Source organism: Bacteroides thetaiotaomicron VPI-5482 (assembly GCF_000011065.1).
Lineage (GTDB): Bacteria > Bacteroidota > Bacteroidia > Bacteroidales > Bacteroidaceae > Bacteroides > Bacteroides thetaiotaomicron.
Window position 1 is genome coordinate 3,224,246 of sequence record NC_004663.1, and the last position, 18,922, is coordinate 3,243,167.

The following is an 18,922-nucleotide window of genomic DNA, read 5'->3' on the forward strand; positions in this document are numbered from 1 at the left end:
GATTATTTACATTGTCACTACAAACATAGTGTTTTACTGGAATACCCCCAAACCCAAACTAAAATATTTTTCATTTTCTTCGGAGATAATCTTTCTTTTGCCAACATTATGCTGTTTCTTTTACTACTCTGACTATACATAATGGATAGTAAGCATGTAAACAAAAATCTTTGATATTCTGCTGGGGTGTATTTTTTTTCTGAAGCGGACATTTCTGATAGCGTTTCCATTTCTTTTCTAACAGTCAATTCCTATCTGAAAATATCTTCTTACGCATAAACCTGTATGCTGTTGGTATTCGAATGACCTGTCATTCTGACGATGCTCTTTATCGAAATATAGGAGGCCATTAGGGTTCCGAAACAGTAAACCTAAAAGCATAAATTAAAGATTAAACATAATTCTAACTGATACAATTTATGTCATATAGTAGCTTTGGCTGTCTTAACCACTAAAACACAAAAAAGCAAATTTTGGAAAAGGTTCAGTTACTTATTTGTTCCTTGTTCTTGAAAGAGAAATAAAAGTGGAACAATCCTCTAAAAAGATATTTTATAAATCCAATCCGTTACTTTGAAAAACACAAAACTACTGTAAAACAATATCACATAGAATCTGTAACCAACAAACTTTTAGTATAAATCAATACTATGATATCTTATTTATAAAGCCACATAGTTAAACTACTCAATAAAGATATATCCAATGTAATACTGTTACTATTTTCAAGTTAACCCTATTCCTTGGTTCATATTTCAACTTCTTACCTGCAAAAATAGTCCGTGTCCTGCGGATTGCCCAAGGCAGCCCTGCGGGCTGGTTGGCGAGCAAAAAATCATCCTCGCTACGCTCCGGTATTTTTTCCTGCCAAGCCTTGCACAATCCCGGACACGAACAACCCGGCAAGTAAGAAATCGAAATACTGGCTCCACGGAGCCGGTTATGTCTAATTTTAAATGATTAAAGTATGGCTGAAATGACCGAAATGCAGGTTCACGAAGAACGAGTAATGAACCTCGTAGAAAGTAGCAGTGGTACCCCGACAATCACTCCGCTCACAAAAACAAATGCGCACCGTGCAGAATCCATCCGGCGAATCGGAACGGACAAAGATGCGGTCGCCTTCCATTTCCGCAAGAAAAGCACAGGTATGTATATGTATATCCATACCTACACGGAAAACGGTGAAGAGAAAGAATTGCGTGCTTCTGACTTCAAAAACTGGGAAGTAACAGAATTCAAGTATCCCGGCTATCTGGAAGAACTGGAAGAAATTGCCGTCAATGCCTACCGCTGGAATTCCCATGATCCGGAAACAAGGGCTGAAACGGACATCATGGGATATGAAAAGCAGCTCCATGAAGACCTGAAGAAAATACCGGAGGCAAAAAAAAGGATTACATCAATACTTACAAAAGTAAAATATCCGTTTTATTCCACAGCCTCTCACGCTGCGCAAACCCGATGGTAACAGGACGGGGCGGATTCAATTTCCAAAGGAATGAAAAGGCACAAAATGCCTATCAGAACAGATACGACGAATTCCTGAAATGGCGTGAGAAATTTCTGAAAGCCATGCAACTGCTCACGGAAAAAGACAGGCCCGAAGAAGAAAAACGGGAGGAAACATGGCGCAGACTGAAACGTGACATTGCAAGCAGCGCAAACACGATTCACGAGATTGATACGGGAAAAGCCAGAGGATACAACCGGGCACTCTTCGTAAGCAGCATCTTCAACAAGGTCAGCACATTTGCCGGCCATGGCGACGTGGAAATCGTACAGAAGGCAATCGACTTCATCTCCGAATATAATGCCGGCATAAAGAAGCCTGTCATCACACCACGCCACCGGTTCTTCCAGCTGGCTGAAACAGCCAGTCGCATGCGGGACAAGTTAAAGGAAACCCAAGAGCTGGAAAACAGGGAAGTAACGTTTGAAGGTGGAATCCTCGTTTGGAACTATCAGGAAAGTCGCCTGCAGGTCTTCTTCAACAAAATACCGGAAGAGAGCAAACGCAGGGAACTCAAATCATCCGGTTTCCACTGGTCACCCAGAAACAGGGCATGGCAACGACAACTCAATCCGAATGCGGTGTCTGCGGCAAAGAGAATCTTAAACCTCTAAAATATCTGACCATGAAAAAAGAACATCTGAAATTTGTCATTGACTCCCGTTGTTTCCGAGGAAGCTGCGTCACATCCATGTCGGACGGCATACACTGTGACTACTACGGCAGCACACTGGAGGAACTCAAGAAACAGGAAAACAATCCTTTTCTAGTTGCAGTAACAAGAAACGCCATACACAAGAGGTCGCGCATTCATGACAAGTCATTGTGCCGACCCTTCCGTGAAATTACAGAGGAGAACTATTATAACTGTATGAACGAACTGCCTCCCGTCCGTCTGAAGCACCATTCATTCTTTTTCGGCGAGCCCTACCACGGCAGCTTGTACATGTTCTGTTTCACCATCGGAAAACGTTTTTTCCGGGGACTGCGTCCGGTCATGACCCCGCAGGCCGAACTGGAGCGGCAAATGAACGAGCATTACCACAACATCACATTCAAGGGAAAAGTCACCAAAGGAAAAGCGGAGAGAATTACAAGCAAGGACAAGCAGGAGATTATCACCATTCCCTATTCATTCACCGACAAGGAAAACAGGGAACGTTTCATCTGTAACATGGTAACCGGAGGAAATGATGGTGGGGACACCTGCAAGGCCAGAAAAGACATGACGAACATACTGCTCAGCCTGAGGAAACATCATTTTCTGTATTTCTCCGGATATGGCAGGCATGACGACATGGAAACATTGCTGGATGAAGTGGAGGAAAAGAGATACACCATAATAACAAGCGGATGCCTCTTCCAGTTTCCTCCCTGCCGTGATTCCGTCTCATTCACCGGAAGCGTCAAGGAAACCGGAGAAAACTTCTTCTACAGGATTTATGACCGGGAACTGTTCCTGCACATTATGCACAGGCTCAGAGCAGTCAAAAGAGAGAAAACACCGGCTGAAGCAAAAGCAGTCCTCCCTAAATGCAAATGCTATGAATAATACGGAGCCATGGAAAAAATATGTTCCCGAAACGGTCAGCCTGTATCATGTGGACTACCGGGAGAATCTGAACGAACGCGAAGACCTGCAGGAGCAGTGCATCCGGAACAATAACATGGAGAGGCTATATGAAACAGTCATGGAATGTTATGCTGAACAGGAAGCGGAAAGTCTGCTCAAAATACTTGGGGAAATCAAAGAGAAGATGGCAGAAGAGAAAAGGCAGGAAGAATTCGAGGAACACCGTGAAGAGATTACGGACCTCATCTTGAGCAGGAGTGATACCGACCCGGCGGAAGAACTCATAAAAAATTCCGCCGCCGTCAACATGTACTACTCTCCCGGTGAGAAAATAGAGGAACGCATCGGAAAAGCATCCAAAACTATGTCCTGTTACAAGGTCAGGCGCGCCCTGAAACTGAAGAAAGGACAGTTTGACACACTAATTGAAGAACTGGTGGATAATGCCACATACGGTGGTGAACTACGTATTTATTTCAATGCCGGGTTCAATGAACTTGTCACAAACGACAACGGAAAAGATTTCAGAACTATCCGTTTCCACAGGGATGTCATCGTAGCCGTCGCCAACAGTTTCAACGGTTCCGGCTACCACATCAGTCTGCCCCTGGACATTACGTTTCCATTCGTCAGGGACAGACTGTTTGTAGACTCACAGGTACGTTATTCCTATGCAACCGAAGTATGCGGAATGTGCAGGGACTGGTGCGACTCCACCAGCTGGGAAACTGAATACAAAACCGTCAGGAATACAAGCAGGAACAGACAGAAAGAAAAAACATTATCAACCAATTAAAACGGAATATCATGAAAATCATGTGCAAACAGGAGTACTACAACCAGGTAGTACAGTATGCGGAATCAATCAAGGACACTTCACTACAGAACTGCATGGAACGTCTTGAAGCATGGGAAAAGAATCCGGACCGCCCGTGTGAAATAGAGCTTTACCACGACTGGGCGCCCTATTCGTTCGGGTTCACCCAAAGGTACCCGGACGGCAGCAGAGGGATTGTCGGAGGGCTGCTCTATCACGGTTCACCGGATGAATCGTTTGCCGTACAGCTGACTCCCTTCAAAGGATGGCAGATACACACTTAAAGTTTCCGGAACATGGAAGAATGGATACAGTATGCCAGGGACATGGCGAAAGCGGAAAAAGAGCTGGAGATCGAGCTGTGGGTGATCATCTCCTTTTACAGGACTACGGAGCAGGGCGGCAAAGTCCTGCTCTTCAGATATGACCTGCCACGAAAAGTGGCGGACAAATATGACTGGGTCGTCCGGTGGAGAAGGGCAAGACTGACCTGCCAATATCCCAAAGGGAATGTTACACATACCTACTGCCTGTATGACAGGCACAGCGGTGAAGACTATTCATTCGGCTCCTGCCTCTCCTCATTGGCGGCAGCCAAGGCACAGGTCACCAGGATGGAACGGAGGATAAGGGAATACACCACATGGCAAAAGCAGAACAACCTCTTTTTTGACGAACAGACGGACGAAATGCTCCAAAAGGCTGTCACCAAGCTCAAAATAAAAAAAGAAAATGTACAGGAGGCAGAAAGAAGGCTGCAAAGGAAAGCCGAAAAACACCAACGGGAAATGCGGAAATAGCAAAACGGATTACGCATTTCCATTTCTTGCCGCAAAGATAGCCGTTTGCCGGACTGAATGCGCAAGGCAGCCCTGCGGGCTGGTTGACAGAAAAAAAATCATCCTCGCTACGCTCCGGTATTTTTTTCCGTCAAGCCTTGCCGCAATCCCCGGCAAACGGACAACGCATCCAACAAGAAATAAAAATGCCCGTCTCACGACAGGCTCATGTATAACTAAAAAATGATCGGCTATGATTACAGATGAAAGAACCCGGAACAGACTGTATGCGGATACGGAAACGACACTTTTCACACTGGAAGACAAACCAGGGGCAATATTACGGATAATGGAAATCATACGGGACACCCCCGAATATGTACAACTTTCACCCCTTCTTCCGGCATACGCGGAAGAAGACCGGCAGGCAAAATGGTGGAGGAGCAAGAAACCGGACTTCCTTCTGGCGGAACTGCTGCATGTACTTCAACTATATACACCGGAAGGATTCATACTGGGACCGATAACCGGGAGAACACATGCTTTCGGATATACAAACCCGGAATATGAAAAAAATCTGATCTACAGGATAGAGATCGAGCTTGACTGGGGATATGTGTATGGGAAAAAGAACGAATACAGAAAGAAGAGGAAACTTTATGAGGAAATCGCGGAAATATTCACCACGGACGGATATACGGCAGAAATGGAGAAAAGAGGAAAAGGATGCCGGATAACCAAATGGAATACAAGGCTTTATTCGCATTACGGATGGATAACCGGACAGTGTGAGGCCACACACCTGCCCGAAACGCTCATCCGGTTACTCAGGGAAAGCAGGAGATTCCATCTGATTAAGTGCACCCTGCTTGATTTCATATTCAGTTTCACGCAGGAAGAGGAGCTGGAATTTTACCGGCAGCAAAACGAAATAAGCATATACTACCGGATATTCGACCTTTTCAGAAGGAAACCGTGGACTGTTACCGAAAATCTCATGACGGTGGCTTCAGAAATCAACATACCGACTCAAAAATATTCGGAAGGGCCCGACCGGGACTCCCCCGCTTACAAATATGTCCGGGAAGCCTATCAAAAACTCATAGACAAGGGATATCTGGAAGAATACACCCGAACCTGGATAAGGGAGGAGCTCCTTTGTGCAAGAGCAACCCCGGAAGGAATATCAAAAAACATATTCTATGGAACTCTGCTATAACCGTCTGCTACTCATCTCCCTGTGGCAGTACAACCACCATGAAGAGGAAGGACTGACCCTGCGTCTTGCCGAAGGTTTCTTCGAAAAGACGCAGGGCAGCCATTATTACGACAAGTGGATGAACTGTTTCGACCGGAACCTTTGGAACATGATCGCTTATTTCAGAGGAGAGGGTGAAAACGGACAGAAGTTCTGTGACATGGTGGCCCGACAAATTGAAGTATACCGTAAAAATCGAAAACACTATGGAATTTACTGACCCTTATACAGTGGACAGCCTGCAATGCTTCAACGGTTTCCATTACCGCGGATATCGAATAAACCAAAGTGATACGGACAAGGTAAACCGTCTCATTGCAATAATCCGGCAAGAACGGGAAAAGAATATCGGACCGGCAGCAGGTGACATCATCGAGTATACCTGCCGGAACGGTGACTGGTTTCAATCGGCACACATCGAAGAGATATGCGACGGACATTTCAAGATCTGCCTTTCCGGAAGCATCCCGTTCTGTTATGAAAGCGGGGACGGTGTCGGCTATAACGTCCATGAAGGGATATGGACTTATCCGAAGAGAGCCGCCTTAAAACCAGCAGGTATCAGGGAAAAGCAGTTCAGGACATGGGGACATGCCGGAAAATGCGCCAACGGGGAGGTATACTTCATGGCCTGTGTCCGTGCGTGGCAATATACGGAACCCGAACCCCTGTATGGCAGATATACTACCAGAAACTGGAGCAAATACCACATCAACAGGCAGCCCGACCCGGAACATGACGGCGAGTTCTTCTACATGACCGAAGGATTCACCCTATACTCACGCGAGGAACTGGACAGGCTGACCGGAATCCTTCACGGGAAACTCTTCGACGGGATATACAGCAACTCACTCGTTCTATGGGGATACCACATGAAATGGGAAATACTCACGGAACAGGAATGGAACGAAACAAAAGCCGAAATACACATATCCTTTCTCGGAAAGTCTCCCGTGAAAATAATAACCTGCGATGATACCCATACAATAACCGTCTATAAAAAGAAATAACAATGGCAAAATACGAAACCCCTCCCCCGGTCCGTCCGCTTGAGAAGCTGATAACGGATTTCTCCTACACAAACGGACTCGATCCCGTCAATGTATTCAACGATTTCCTGACCTACATCATCCACGGGTTTTCTCCCGGTGCTCCCCCACTGCAGAACTGGAAGTACAAACGGCTGCAGAACATGAAATTTATGGAAATGCTCACCGGGTGGGTACAGCTCATGGCAAGCCGGATAAAGGATGATACAAGCTGGTATGACCCTTTCGGGGATTTATATATGGCACTGGTTTCCAAAAGTGCCCAGCAGTCACAGGGGCAATTCTTCACTCCGGTACATATCTGCGACCTCATGGTGCTGTGCACCCAAACGGAAGAAAAAATGACCGGACAGAGGATGGGTGACCCGACCTGCGGAAGCGGAAGGCTGCTGCTGGCCTATCATGCACGGAATCCGGAAAACTACCTCATAGGAGAGGATATCAACCGGACCTGCTGCCTGATGACCGTATGCAACATGCTCATACACGGATGCGTAGGGGAAGTTATCTGCCATGACAGCCTGAATCCCGGAAACTTCGTGGACGGTTGGAAAGTCAATCCCATGCTAACATGGACAGGCATACCCACGATAAAGAGAATGAACATGAAGGAATACCGGGCAGGCAGGAATCTTCCAGCATCCCCTTATATCATACGAAAAACGATGCTAGCGGGTAGCAGGAAGCATAAAACGGACTCCCTGCTGCCTTTACAGGCCGTTTTCAAGATGTAATAACGACATAAAATATGATACCAAACCCAATCATCAATACGAAAAAAAATAATTACATATAATATTTTATAGACATACCGCCGGTATGCCAAATTTATTTATTAACCCATTAAATACAGCAATTATGGAAGTTACAGTAATGCCGGCCGCTGCACCGGTACAGAAGCAGCAGGGATTGAACCAGATAGTCATAAACAAGGTTCAAAAAATGATCGAAGGAAAACAGCAGGGTGTCATGGCTACAATCACCCGCCTGCTCGAAGAGGGAAAAATCGCGCAGGACTTCATCGCACCTATAGGAGTGAACCTGCGTAATGAGGACCGCCATCCGGTCATTACATTTCAGGCAGAGGAACAAGTACAGATGAACATGCCGGAAGGGAATTTCAACCTGCACGGAAATGCCATCAGCCAGATTTCCGAGAAAATGGGCATTCCGGCAAAATATCTCAGGGAGCTTTCCGCAGGAGACGCCTGGCAGAAACAGCTGTGCGCAACCATTCTCAACGAACATTCGGGATGGACGGGGCGCACACGCGTACTCATCCGTGCGGTAGGAACGGAAATCAGGGGTGTACTCTCAGACTCGTACCGGCGGCTCAACTCCGTGGACATACTAACCGCATTCATCAGGGAAGCGGCAAACAACGGAGCCGTCGTGTCCGACGCCTATATGAATGACACCAAAGTATGGTGCGAGACGATTCTTCCTACACCGGTTGAAATACCCACCCGTAAAAACGGGACGGTAATCATATTCGCGGGAGCAAGATTCAGCACATCCGATTTCGGAAACGGTTCGGTGGACATGCGCTCGTTCCTGCTCAACGGAGCTTGCTTGAACGGCATGGTACGTGAATCGGTCATGCGGCAGATTCATCTGGGAGGACGCCTGCCGGATACGCTTGCGCTCTCGCAAAGAACCTATGAGCTGGATACGAAGACTACTGTCTCAGCTGTCAAAGACCTGACAAAAGGGCTTTACAGCAAGAATACGATCATGCAGAAAGCCATCGAAATTCAGGGGGCGTCGGAAATAGACGTGGACTTTGACAAGGAACTTAAATCCCTGGTACAGCGTGGCGCGTTGCTGAAAAACGAAGGGCGGGAAGTCGAAAAGCTCCTGATGAACAACAACCCCGACGACGGCATAACAGGAGGAGCAACACTTTGGAAACTGGCACAAGGCATCACAGCCTTTGCACGGGAACAGGAGCCGGAACGCAGCAGGGAGCTGCATGAGATATCCGGGCAACTGATGAACCGGGTGAAAAACAACTAAAATGGAATCATAGAATGAAAAATCAACAGAACTTGCCGGACCTTCCATCGTCCGGCAAGCAACTGTAAAACAGAATCATTCACAATGGACAAATTACCGGACTATAAAAAATAGTTGATATGAATATGATGAAACGTATGTTTTAACCAAAAGAGCAGATAGAATTGTCGTATTCACCAACTTATTCTAGTTCTCCTATACTCTCTCTGCATCTCCCCATAAACAGTCAACCGTTCACCAATTCCTCTACTTTATTAAATTCAAATTCATCCGTCTATAAATTTACACAGAAACTTTTTTTGTATCTTTGCTTCCCTTTTACAGACATTTATTGAAAGAGAAAACTTATATCAATACTCAAAATGGAAAATAATAATTCGAGCCTGTATGCACAAAAGGCCGTTGAAAGTTTCTATCTGGACCGTCCATACGGTATAAGAATTGATTACTCCAGGAAAGGTTTCGTCCTGTTCAACCGGAAACTGAACCTGCTTGAAATGGACAAATGGAACTCAATTGAGGAATTACCGCTGGAAGAATATGACAACCCGGAAGAAATACCGGTTGAAGGGGTGGATATTCAAAGAAACAGCAGTAAAGTAGACATATTCTTCTACACGGACAAATCCAGTCCCTACCATAACGGAACACTGGATATGGAGTGCCTCAAAAAATACAACAAATATATCTACCGTCTGTCAGTACTGCTGGGCAGAGCCCTATAATAAAAGAGCCGCGAGCAATATGGTATACTGTTCACGGCTCCGATAGCATGTAATCTAAGGTATATAGAAAAGTTCAAACTCCCTCTTCCGCCTTGTCAATCATGGAAGGCGGATTTCCGGCACGGGCGGAAAAAGCGGAAATCGAAAGAACAATAAAAAAAAAGTTTTTTCCCATAATCCATTTTTCCGTTTGTGCTTTCAAACAACTCCTAAGGAAAGCCCGGTGTCTCCTTCCGCAATATCCGATTCAAGTTATCCATATCCCGATGCATACGGCTGTAATCATTCCGACAGACCGCCAGTTCCTCAAACACGATTTGTTTAGGCAAAAGACGGTGACAATAATAGCTGCTGCCAAATGGGACACCTCCCCCTTTGTCATACTGGATGCGTTTGTCAAACATCAGCAATTGAAGCTCCCTGTCCTTGAACAGCCGGCACGGACCGACACTGTTCAGCCAGAAATTGGACATCAGCAGGGCGAACGGCTTGTCCAGTTGCAGGCAGCGTTCAAAAACGTCCATTTTTCTGCTGAAAGGCGGATTAGATACAATAATATCCCAACAATCCGGCTCGTAAGCAAAAAAATCCTATCCGGTACTTATATGCGAGTATTTTACCTGAAATCCGGCTTCCTGCAGATGAAGCACGAACTCGCTGTGGCACGTATCAAAAGGGCACCATATGATCTTCCCCTCAGGCAGATACTTGATGATGGGAGCCACTCCGTATCCCGGAGTGTATTTCTCGTCACTGCAGTTCAAGAACATCCTGCTCAATTTACTGGGCACGGACTCCTCCTTCCGTTTTCTCCGCCCCGTCATTCCTGTTATTGAAACTGAAACTCAGCTGCCGGACATCCTGCCAGTTATTTTCAAAGTACAAATCAATCGTTTGTGCCTCATTCGTACTCCTTGAAGTGTAATACAACCGGAACTTCTTCTCACTCAATAAATAGCGGTCATTGGGTTTCAGAACCGTACCGTCTTCCAGCTTCAACAATCCATTCCCGTCAGGCTGGAAATAGCGGAGAGTATAAAGCGTTCCGGAAAAATTGCCCTCTTCGGTAATTTCCAGACGGATTTCCACCGTCTGGCCGCCGGCTATCTTGTCCGCTACGGGCATTGCCTCTACCGTGAACGGATATTCCTGCTGAATATCCAGGTCATCACTACAAAAGGTAAAACAAAACAAGGCGGCTGCCATGCAGCACAATATCATTATCTGATCAAGTATCTTTTTCATTTTTCGTATGGATTTAGTCATTATAAAATGTATTTGATGCCCAAGCCATATTGGGTATAGAAGTGCTTTGCGGCACTCCCCCAAAGAACACGTTCACGAAGACGCAGTAACAGGACGACCTTGTCTGAAAGATAAGTTTCCGCTTCCAGTGTCACTGCACCGCCATAAATGAACGATTCATGTTTTTTCAGGACGGCACCGTCAAAGAGCAATCCCTTTCCACCGTTTACAGTTTCATACCCCATCAATCCTGAAGCACCAATATTCAGAAATACATTTTTCCCTGGGTCGGAAAAGAAATTGTAATAGTAGCCGCCTTCCGCAGTATACTGCTCCAAAGGGATACGTGTATTACGGTAGGGATAATACCGCCGCATGATTTCAATACCCGATGCCCATTTATTTCCTCCCTTAGCATAGGTAGAAACGGCAAGTCCGAAAGCGAATCCCGTATCATTACGTTCCTTCCCGCAATAAAAACCGTCAACCATATCCGCCATTAGCTGCACACCTTTCATACCCGGCAGGCAGCGTTGGGCCTGCGCCTGCCCCAGAAACAGGGCAAGCATAGCCGCAAGCAGCAACACAAATTTTCCGGTCATTCTCATCGTACCTTCAATTCGTTGACGGGTTCAGCACGCACAAGGGACTCATTATCCACCTCAAACATCTGGTGGCGTCCTCCCTGTTTCTCATACATCTCCACCACCAGTTTCTTGTCCTCCGGTATCGTAAATTTGGGTAACGCGAACACCGTACGTTCCGAGGCCTTTCCATCCACACGGGTCACATAGTTGCAGGCACGCAAAGGATAGATCACCTGTTCCTGCATGGCGGTACGTTTCACGATCTTTTTGTCGACAATCTTGAAGGTCACGAAATCCACATCAAACGGGACATTCGTCTCATTCCTTAGCTGTGTATGAAAGTACAGCAGGTCATTATGGGTATAAAGCCCCCTAAGTAGGAACTGGACCCCGAAACGTTTACAGCCGATATGTCTGACCCGTCTTTTGTCCTGCCTGTGCACGGACTTCATAATCAGGCGTACCAGACGCGGGGACTCATTGCCCAGTTCCTGCAAATAGATTTCCATGGCATTGTTCGGACGGTTCACCGTTTCACCGTCATGAATGAAATCGCACATCTCCACGTTCAACAGGAGCGGTTCATCCGCATACCTGACATTGAACGTGTAAAAATTTCCATCTTCAGTGATCACGCTCATGTTCGTCTCATCCCGGAAATGCTTTTTAGCAGCTTTCACACGGATCACGTTCTCCGCCGCATCCGCCTTTCCGGCTATCAGATTGGTGGACCCCAGGTCCACATACTTGATCGGGGAAGGAAATATGACATGTACCGTTTTATCATAAGTGATTTCCAGCCCGTGCGGGGCTATCATCCTGCTAAAGCCGATCTTGCGGCTCAGTCCCTCAAAAAAATCCCCGCTACTCAACTGCGCACTGGCAGCCGTCACCCCCGTCATCAGGGCAAAAAACATCATCAGAATCTTTTTCATATCCGATTGCATCTTGATTGGTTAGTTAATGATTGATTTTCTTTTACTGCTTTTGTGTCTCACTGTTCGGGAGAATGAAGCAACAGCCTGTGTCCTGCTTTCAGAGTGACCTTCACCGTCCGCATCTTTTTAGCGACATATCCCGACACGCCCTGTATCACTCCTTTTCCCAAGTCCGAAGCGATCTGCGCCCCGGCATCCGTAGAGATATTGATACTGCCGTTCATGGAGGTTCCCATATTTGCCGCTATCTCACGTGCCGCATCATACTCCATCGAGTTGGGGACCGGTATTCCCCGCTGGCCGTCCGCATCGTAAACCTCTAGTTCTACAGGAATAACCGTACCTTTATATTCAACCGCCTGAACAAGGATATCAAGCCGTTCACCTTCCATACGGGCTCCGCCGGTCAGAATCGTCCCCTTAGGAATAAACCGGTCATCGGCCACCATCGGTTCCAGCAGGCGGATACGCAGCGCCTGACCGTCCGAAACAGTCTGTGTACCGTGTACGCAGGCAGGAATGGTATTCCTGTCAGAAGTCAGCACTTTCCCCACAGGAGTATTGAACCCTACATTCCTTTCCCCCGTAAATCCGTTCCCTGATTCCCCGTTGCTCGCGGGTTGTGACAGGGAAGACACCACCTGATGCCGGACCTGTTTTACCGGTTTGACAGCCGTCCGCTGTCTTTTATCCATTGCCGGAGAAGTCGTCGTCGCCTGTTTCCCGTTGTACCGGGCAGCCAGTTCATAGGATTTCTCCATCAGCGCCATTTTCTCTTCCATCGTAGTCTCCTGCGACGGCTTTTTCATCTGCCGTTCATGCTCCAGCTCTTCGATACGTCGGAGCAGTTCATTCCTTTCGGAGTTCTCCGCACGGGTATAAAAATTATCCAGCGTACGGTTCATGTTACGGTAGGCACCGGCAGAAGAACGGACAGTATTATGGGAACCTGTAGAGGGGTTATCCGCCTCTTCCACCGGTAATTCCGCCATGCCTTCAGGCAGGTGCACCGTATCCTTACCGGAACTGCCGAACAGCGAGGCCATCTCCTGAAATGCATTTTTACGGTACTTATCCTTTTTCTCCAATTCTTCACGCTCATAAGCGTCCACCTTGTTACCGTCCATCCTTTGCTGTCCGGGGGAGGGAATATCCGTATTGAATCCCTTCTCTTTCTCCTCCGCCGCCCTCTCCTTCTCCGACGGTGAATAAATCAGCCATAATGAACCTGCAAAGAGCAGGCACATGGCGGGATAGACAATATACCTGGTACGCCTGCATTTTTCCTCCGGACTCAAAGGTCTGTCAGCAGACAAGCCTAACAGTGTCCTGATTTTCTGAATGTCCATAATCATAATAGTCTTTAAAGTGAATGGTTGTATCTTTCTCCGGCTTTATATCCAAAGGGCGGATATGCTCAATTTGTAATCCCCCGCCCGGTTCTCCGAAACCGGAAAGGGAAGAGAGGATCATATACAGGCAGCCTGCCATAAACAGGGCAAATGCAACGGCGATGACAGCCAACCGCTGCCCTGTCGTCAGTCTGCGGCAGTATCGGTGTATCAGAATATCCGCCTGTTTCCACGGGTATTTTCTTCTTCTCATCGGTTGGCACTCCTTAAATCCCTGTTTTCCGTAATGGTAAAATGCTCGATAATGAACCCGTTCGGATTGTCATCCGACCTGACAGCATTCTGAAGCCGGCACTCCGTCACCAGGCTGCGTTCCGTCACATTGCTCTCACGGATGATCATCTGCCGGGCATACGTCCTCGCCTTATAGGGATAACTGTTGAAGTCGCAGGCCACACTGTCCACCTGGACAACCTGGTTGATGTTACCCGAAATCAGGCGGTTGTAATACCCTTTCTCGGCAAGGTCCACATAATAATGGTAGGCACTCTTGTCGGCCAGCAGCAGAGCCCGGTGGATATTGTGCTCGATGGCGTCCTTCTGCGGTGAAAGGCTGAAGAAGAGTTCATGGAAGCGCCTCACATGCTCCCTGGCTTCCGCCGGACGGTTCTGGGAAAGGTCCTGCGAGAGCGCAAGCATCAGCGACTTGCCGCCGTCCAGCACATAGATCTTTTCACGCTGCTTCTCGGCAAAGCTGTAGGAGCTCCACAACGAATAGCCGGTAATGAGCGTACAGCAGCATACAAAGGCTGCCAGCATCAGGCGGATACGCCTGAAGCTGCTTTCAATATTGGTCAATGACTTGAATTCCATCTGTGAATCGTTTTTGATTGTTTATTTTCCACGTATACGCCCTCCGATATTACCCAGTGCCGCACCGCCGGCACCGGCAGTGAAACCACCGGCTTTAGTCGCCGTACGGTTCAGATTGCGGGAATAGTTGCCGCCACCTCCCGCCTGGACAATCCAGCCGGAAACGGTCGGAACGGTAAAATAACCGACAATCCCGATCAACATGAAAATGATGTACACGCAGTTCGAATTGTCCAGTGAATAATCGGGATTTCCCTGCAGTTCGGCAATATCGTTCTGAAGCATGAGCACCTGTATCTTGGCAAGCATGCAACTGAACAAGTCGCTGACAGGAAGCCACAGGTAGACCGATATATATCTTGTGAACCACTGCCCGAGCGTGGACTGCAAGCCGTCCCACACCGAAATGGAGAAGGCTATCGGACCCAGCACGGAAAGTACCACCAGGAAAAAGGTCCGTACCGTATCTATCAGCAACGAAGCGGCTGCAAAGAGCAATTCCAGCAGGCTGCGGAAAGCATCACGGATACTCTTCTCCAGATTATACATGCCCACTTCCATATACATTCCCAGACGGGTGGCAGCATCTCCCGGAGACCAGCCGAGCTCATCCAGCTGGCGGTCAAACTCCTCGTCGCTGACCAGATAGGCGGTTTCGGGATTGCGCATCATGGCCTCCCTCTCCAGCCGGTCTTTCTGCGCCCTGTACTGCTGCATGTCCAGTGTCTGCCCTTCCAGCATCCTGTGGGTCCCCTGCACAATGGGACTTAGAATACTGTTCATCGTTCCCAGCACCAGTGTCGGAAACAGCAGGATACAGATACCCAGCGCAAAAGGGCGAAGCAGCGGATAGACGTCCACCGGCTCGGCACGGGCCATTGACTGCCAGACACGGAGGGCGACATAAAACAGGGCACCCAGTCCCGCAACGCCCTTCGCCACACCCAGCATGTCCTCGCAAAGAGGCATCATCTCATTGTACAGACTCTCCAGTATCGTATGGAGGCTGGCAAAATCTATCGACAACAACACCATAGGCTACCAGTATCTGGAGGTTTCATCACCATAGAGCCTCATTACGCGGTCCATGTCGTTCCTCTTCCTGGCACGCAGGTAGCTCACGGCGATATTCCTGTTCGTATAATAACTGACAAGGTTCCGGTAACGACGCATGTCACGGTAACACTCATCCACCACGTCCATGCGGTCCTTGTCCGTCATGGAGAGGGTGCTGACATCGATTACCTGCTTCAGATCCTGCAATACGCCGTTGCTCTCCTCCAGAAGTTTCGTATAACCGGAAGCGATGGCGTCCAGTTCCCTTGCCGAAAAATTCTCATCCTTCATCATCCTGCCGAAGCCGGTGACATAGATATCCGATAGGTCACCCACCATCAGGATGATTTCACGCACCTTGCGGGCGTCCCTCACCAGGTTGTTCACGGATTTAAGGGCGTCATAGTATTTTTTTGACTGCTCATAGATCTTGACCGTTTCGGAAAAGCTCTGCGCGGTGTTCGTGGCCGTCTTGGAGGTATGCGCAATATTGTCCGACATGTTGATGATACCCTGGGCAAGGTTTCCGGGATCGGTAACCACCCACTGAGCGCTTGACTGTACGGTTGCCAGCAGAAACACCGTACAAACAAGGCTTGCCTTTTTCCATATGCCTCCCGTTCTCATCGTCTGTTTTCATTACGTACATAATCACCGTGGGGGGAAAAAGTCAGCACGTCGGTCGCTTCATTATAGGACACGTCAATACGGTATCCAGTGTTGATGAAAAGGTTGCCGTTCTCCTCGACCAGCAGGTAGGTCCGCGGTTTCAGGACACGCGTCTTTCCGCTGCGGGAAAAGACCGTCACCTTATAGGCTCCGCCTTCCTTGTAGACCAGCACGTCAGGCTTACCCTCCACGCTGCTCCACGAACCGCAGAATCTGTCACAGTCCGTTCCGTTTGCTTCCATACAACTTTGCAATACCATGGCGGCCAGGCCGACCAGGCATACCGCCAGCCTTACCAATTGTCTGTTTCTCATAACTTCGTTCATTTAGGGGTTGATACTTGTTTTTGTTCCTCTCTTTTCCTTTCAGCCAGCCGCCGGACAGCAAGCTCCAGATTGCCGCCCAGTTCCCGCGTCAGTTCATGGAGTTCCAGCTTCTCGGATTCCTCGGTCGTGTACACGTAGGCTAAGCACCCAGCGCCTTGTCATATTTCTATGGTAGGTTTCCGAGTACTCGCCTCCGAACCGGACTTACAAGTCTCCCTGTATCCGGCTCTCCACTAATTAATTCAGTCTGATTCTTCGGTCGGGGTCTATTTTTGCATGACACTTTGAGCAGACAGCCAAAGTTTTTCGTCTTCGAGCTATCATTTTCTTTTCCCAGTCGGATTTACCTTTCAGGTCTTTAAGTTTGCGAACGTGATGCATTTCGAGTTTATCGGTAGCACCGCATAATTCGCAGACTTGGAGCTTCAGCCTTTCCATAAGGCTGTTACGTCCACCTGTTATGGAAACTGTCCGTGGAATAGTGTCACAGTAAATATTCCCTGCAACCTTTTTGCGTTTGAAACCATCATGATAAAATGATTGGTAAAGTGTCTTACCCTTACTATTTTCATATGCCACTTGGAAAACCTTGTTCTTTTTATATTTCAGAAGTATTTTCTTTACAGATGATTTGTATTTGTTCGCAAATACCTTATACATGCTGTATGACATAATGTGATAGAAAGAATTGATGACATAGCTGTTATTGGCTATTGAGTAGTAATTATAGAACCCTCGGATTTCGGCATTGAACTGACTGACTATTTCCAAGTCATCCAAGTTCAGCATGTACGTTCTGACGATGGATTTCCAAACCTCTTTGCCATTGACGACCGCGATTCTTGCGGCTTTATAATCAAAGAGTTTTTTCCGCATCGTTTCAAAATTCAGGTACAATACAGGCTTGTGTCCGAATGCACGAACCGTTTTACCGTACTTATCCTTACGTAAATCGTTACACCTACGTATAAATACGTCATATCCGAGAAATTTCGCTGGTTTCTGCGCATTGGTTATCAGTGTCTTTTCGTCTGACAGTTCCAGTTTAAGAGCTTCATTCAAATAATTCTTAATATCCTCTTTTACTGTTTTGCAGTCTTCAAGATTACCGGTAATTCCAATCAGAAAGTCATCTGCGTATCTCACGTATTTTAACCGTTTGATACTGCTGTCCATTTCATTACGTGCCGGATAGTTGTTCCGTTCTTCTCGTAGCCGCTTAATTTCGGCGGTCATCTGTTTCCTTACCTTTACATCTTTCTCATTCTTTAGTTTCTTTGCCAGTCGGTATCTTCGCTGTTCGTAGAGCTTGTATCGAGCGTCGCCTTTTCTTGTTACCCCTTTATTGAACCGATTGATGTATTCCTTGATGTACTTGTCGAACTTGTCAAGGTAGATGTTAGCCAGTATTGGGCTGATAATCCCGCCTTGCGGAGTTCCACTGTACGTTCTATGAAATACCCAGTCTTCCACATATCCGGCATTCAGGAATTTTCTGATAAGCCGCAAAAATCTCTCGTCGGCGATACGTTCCCGAAGAATATTAATCAGTACGTCATGATTGATATTGTCGAAGAATCCTTTAATATCGCCTTCAATAAACCATTTCACGGCAGTGAATGTCTTTTGTATATCTATAAGAGCAGTATGACAACTTCGTTTGGGACGAAACCCATGTGAAGTATGTTCAAAACTACCTTCATAGATTGCTTCAAGTATCATTCTGACTACTTCCTGTACCAGCTTATCATCAAAAGAGGGTATGCCAAGCGGACGTTTTTTCCCGTTTTTCTTAGGTATGTACGTCCTTTTGGACGGATTAGGCTGATAAGTCTCATTTTTAAGACTGCCAATCAGTTGTTCAACTCGGTCAATGCTCATTCCGTCAATGGTTTTACCATCGGCTCCTGCCGTCATGTTGCCTGTCTTGCTGTAAATATTCTGATAGGCTACATAAAACATTTCCTCGTTAAACAGCACTCTATACAGCCGCTCAAACTTATAGTTCAAGTTACCGCTGTGTTTACTCAGACTGTTCAACACATTTTCTGGATTTCTCATGTCTCTCACATCTTCCTTTAAATTGTTAAACTTAATTAGCTGCTCCCCTTCGCCATGTACAGGGCGTTACCCTGCTCAGACTACT

The 18,922-nt window shown here is 47.1% G+C and carries 20 protein-coding genes and 3 pseudogenes; 11 read left to right on the forward strand and 12 right to left on the reverse strand.

What is annotated here, in order from left to right; genetic code table 11:
- Nucleotides 1-967: 967 nt before the first annotated feature.
- The 11 genes and pseudogenes from BT_RS13060 (at nt 968) to BT_RS13110 (ending at nt 9,730) form a co-directional block, all read left to right on the forward strand.
- A pseudogene (locus BT_RS13060) lies at nt 968-2,127 on the forward strand (hypothetical protein).
- Nucleotides 2,128-2,138: 11 nt separating this feature from the next.
- Nucleotides 2,139-3,065 (forward strand): hypothetical protein, encoded by a 927-nt coding sequence (locus BT_RS13065; protein WP_011108370.1) that lies wholly within the window; start codon nt 2,139-2,141, stop codon nt 3,063-3,065.
- Entirely contained in the window at nt 3,058-3,882 is an 825-nt protein-coding gene (locus BT_RS13070) for a hypothetical protein (protein WP_011108371.1), read from the forward strand. The genes BT_RS13065 and BT_RS13070 overlap by 8 nt, the downstream gene beginning before the upstream one ends.
- Nucleotides 3,883-3,893: 11 nt before the next feature.
- Nucleotides 3,894-4,187 carry a DUF4120 domain-containing protein gene (locus tag BT_RS13075; RefSeq protein WP_004297763.1) on the forward strand — a complete coding sequence of 98 codons (294 nt, stop codon included), beginning with the start codon at nt 3,894-3,896 and terminating at the stop codon, nt 4,185-4,187.
- Between the two features lie 12 nt (nt 4,188-4,199).
- On the forward strand, nt 4,200-4,703 hold the full coding sequence (locus BT_RS13080; protein WP_011108372.1) for a hypothetical protein: 504 nt from the start codon (nt 4,200-4,202) through the stop codon (nt 4,701-4,703).
- 232 nt (nt 4,704-4,935) lie between these two features.
- Complete coding sequence (locus BT_RS13085) at nt 4,936-5,901, forward strand: hypothetical protein (protein WP_011108373.1); 966 nt, start codon at nt 4,936-4,938, stop codon at nt 5,899-5,901.
- Nucleotides 5,885-6,160, forward strand: coding sequence for a hypothetical protein (locus BT_RS13090; RefSeq protein WP_105100203.1), 276 nt, complete (start codon nt 5,885-5,887; stop codon nt 6,158-6,160). Before BT_RS13085 ends, BT_RS13090 begins: the two co-directional genes overlap by 17 nt.
- The gene (locus BT_RS13095) at nt 6,147-6,950 is read left to right on the forward strand and encodes a DUF4121 family protein (protein WP_011108374.1); all 804 of its coding nucleotides are present in this window, start codon (nt 6,147-6,149) and stop codon (nt 6,948-6,950) included. Before BT_RS13090 ends, BT_RS13095 begins: the two co-directional genes overlap by 14 nt.
- Before the next feature lie 2 nt (nt 6,951-6,952).
- Entirely contained in the window at nt 6,953-7,723 is a 771-nt protein-coding gene (locus BT_RS13100) for an N-6 DNA methylase (RefSeq protein WP_011108375.1), read from the forward strand.
- A 124-nt stretch (nt 7,724-7,847) separates the two neighbouring features.
- The gene (locus tag BT_RS13105; protein ID WP_011108376.1) at nt 7,848-9,005 is read left to right on the forward strand and encodes a hypothetical protein; all 1,158 of its coding nucleotides are present in this window, start codon (nt 7,848-7,850) and stop codon (nt 9,003-9,005) included.
- A 362-nt stretch (nt 9,006-9,367) separates the two neighbouring features.
- A complete protein-coding gene (locus BT_RS13110) occupies nt 9,368-9,730 on the forward strand; it encodes a hypothetical protein (protein ID WP_011108377.1) in 363 nt (120 codons plus the stop codon).
- Nucleotides 9,731-9,928: 198 nt separating this feature from the next.
- Here BT_RS13110 and BT_RS13115 read toward each other — a convergent pair.
- The 12 genes and pseudogenes from BT_RS13115 to BT_RS13165 form a co-directional block, all read right to left on the reverse strand.
- Nucleotides 9,929-10,500: pseudogene (locus BT_RS13115) on the reverse strand (tRNA (adenine-N(6)-)-methyltransferase).
- Between the two features lie 10 nt (nt 10,501-10,510).
- Nucleotides 10,511-10,975 (reverse strand): DUF3872 domain-containing protein, encoded by a 465-nt coding sequence (locus BT_RS13120; protein WP_008026727.1) that lies wholly within the window; start codon nt 10,973-10,975, stop codon nt 10,511-10,513.
- 20 nt (nt 10,976-10,995) lie between these two features.
- Nucleotides 10,996-11,583: a conjugal transfer protein TraO gene (locus tag BT_RS13125; RefSeq protein WP_008026705.1), complete on the reverse strand. Its 588-nt coding sequence runs from the start codon at nt 11,581-11,583 to the stop codon at nt 10,996-10,998.
- Complete coding sequence (gene traN, locus BT_RS13130) at nt 11,580-12,497, reverse strand: conjugative transposon protein TraN (RefSeq protein ID WP_032812065.1); 918 nt, start codon at nt 12,495-12,497, stop codon at nt 11,580-11,582. The genes BT_RS13125 and traN overlap by 4 nt, the downstream gene beginning before the upstream one ends.
- Nucleotides 12,498-12,556: 59 nt before the next feature.
- Nucleotides 12,557-13,855 (reverse strand): conjugative transposon protein TraM, encoded by a 1,299-nt coding sequence (traM, locus tag BT_RS13135; protein WP_011108379.1) that lies wholly within the window; start codon nt 13,853-13,855, stop codon nt 12,557-12,559.
- The gene (locus BT_RS13140; protein WP_011108380.1) at nt 13,806-14,105 is read right to left on the reverse strand and encodes a TraL conjugative transposon family protein; all 300 of its coding nucleotides are present in this window, start codon (nt 14,103-14,105) and stop codon (nt 13,806-13,808) included. The genes traM and BT_RS13140 overlap by 50 nt, the downstream gene beginning before the upstream one ends.
- Nucleotides 14,102-14,725, reverse strand: coding sequence for a conjugative transposon protein TraK (gene traK / locus BT_RS13145; RefSeq protein ID WP_011108381.1), 624 nt, complete (start codon nt 14,723-14,725; stop codon nt 14,102-14,104). The genes BT_RS13140 and traK overlap by 4 nt, the downstream gene beginning before the upstream one ends.
- Nucleotides 14,726-14,746: 21 nt before the next feature.
- A complete protein-coding gene (gene traJ / locus BT_RS13150) occupies nt 14,747-15,760 on the reverse strand; it encodes a conjugative transposon protein TraJ (protein ID WP_004323338.1) in 1,014 nt (337 codons plus the stop codon).
- 3 nt (nt 15,761-15,763) lie between these two features.
- Entirely contained in the window at nt 15,764-16,408 is a 645-nt protein-coding gene (locus BT_RS13155; RefSeq protein ID WP_011108382.1) for a DUF4141 domain-containing protein, read from the reverse strand.
- Nucleotides 16,405-16,764 (reverse strand): DUF3876 domain-containing protein, encoded by a 360-nt coding sequence (locus tag BT_RS13160; RefSeq protein ID WP_162303081.1) that lies wholly within the window; start codon nt 16,762-16,764, stop codon nt 16,405-16,407. Before BT_RS13160 ends, BT_RS13155 begins: the two co-directional genes overlap by 4 nt.
- A gap of 8 nt (nt 16,765-16,772) precedes the next feature.
- Nucleotides 16,773-16,910: pseudogene (locus BT_RS25025) on the reverse strand (TraG family conjugative transposon ATPase); the annotation flags it as partial.
- Between the two features lie 103 nt (nt 16,911-17,013).
- A complete protein-coding gene (locus BT_RS13165; RefSeq protein WP_005680466.1) occupies nt 17,014-18,837 on the reverse strand; it encodes a reverse transcriptase/maturase family protein in 1,824 nt (607 codons plus the stop codon).
- Nucleotides 18,838-18,922: the final 85 nt, after the last annotated feature.

Bases quoted from the DNA above. Each gene is read 5' to 3' on its own strand.
- BT_RS13095 (WP_011108374.1), top strand. From the start codon at position 6,147: ATGGAATTTACTGACCCTTATACAGTGGACAGCCTGCAATGCTTCAAC.
- BT_RS13165 (WP_005680466.1), bottom strand. From the start codon at position 18,837: ATGAGAAATCCAGAAAATGTGTTGAACAGTCTGAGTAAACACAGCGGT.
- BT_RS13105 (WP_011108376.1), top strand. From the start codon at position 7,848: ATGGAAGTTACAGTAATGCCGGCCGCTGCACCGGTACAGAAGCAGCAG.
- traK (WP_011108381.1), bottom strand. From the start codon at position 14,725: ATGGAATTCAAGTCATTGACCAATATTGAAAGCAGCTTCAGGCGTATC.
- traJ (WP_004323338.1), bottom strand. From the start codon at position 15,760: ATGGTGTTGTTGTCGATAGATTTTGCCAGCCTCCATACGATACTGGAG.
- BT_RS13155 (WP_011108382.1), bottom strand. From the start codon at position 16,408: ATGAGAACGGGAGGCATATGGAAAAAGGCAAGCCTTGTTTGTACGGTG.
- BT_RS13110 (WP_011108377.1), top strand. From the start codon at position 9,368: ATGGAAAATAATAATTCGAGCCTGTATGCACAAAAGGCCGTTGAAAGT.
- BT_RS13075 (WP_004297763.1), top strand. From the start codon at position 3,894: ATGAAAATCATGTGCAAACAGGAGTACTACAACCAGGTAGTACAGTAT.
- BT_RS13070 (WP_011108371.1), top strand. From the start codon at position 3,058: ATGAATAATACGGAGCCATGGAAAAAATATGTTCCCGAAACGGTCAGC.
- BT_RS13140 (WP_011108380.1), bottom strand. From the start codon at position 14,105: ATGAGAAGAAGAAAATACCCGTGGAAACAGGCGGATATTCTGATACAC.
- BT_RS13090 (WP_105100203.1), top strand. From the start codon at position 5,885: ATGGAACTCTGCTATAACCGTCTGCTACTCATCTCCCTGTGGCAGTAC.
- BT_RS13125 (WP_008026705.1), bottom strand. From the start codon at position 11,583: ATGAGAATGACCGGAAAATTTGTGTTGCTGCTTGCGGCTATGCTTGCC.
- traN (WP_032812065.1), bottom strand. From the start codon at position 12,497: ATGAAAAAGATTCTGATGATGTTTTTTGCCCTGATGACGGGGGTGACG.
- BT_RS13065 (WP_011108370.1), top strand. From the start codon at position 2,139: ATGAAAAAAGAACATCTGAAATTTGTCATTGACTCCCGTTGTTTCCGA.
- BT_RS13100 (WP_011108375.1), top strand. From the start codon at position 6,953: ATGGCAAAATACGAAACCCCTCCCCCGGTCCGTCCGCTTGAGAAGCTG.
- BT_RS13080 (WP_011108372.1), top strand. From the start codon at position 4,200: ATGGAAGAATGGATACAGTATGCCAGGGACATGGCGAAAGCGGAAAAA.
- BT_RS13085 (WP_011108373.1), top strand. From the start codon at position 4,936: ATGATTACAGATGAAAGAACCCGGAACAGACTGTATGCGGATACGGAA.
- traM (WP_011108379.1), bottom strand. From the start codon at position 13,855: ATGATTATGGACATTCAGAAAATCAGGACACTGTTAGGCTTGTCTGCT.
- BT_RS13160 (WP_162303081.1), bottom strand. From the start codon at position 16,764: ATGAGAAACAGACAATTGGTAAGGCTGGCGGTATGCCTGGTCGGCCTG.
- BT_RS13120 (WP_008026727.1), bottom strand. From the start codon at position 10,975: ATGAAAAAGATACTTGATCAGATAATGATATTGTGCTGCATGGCAGCC.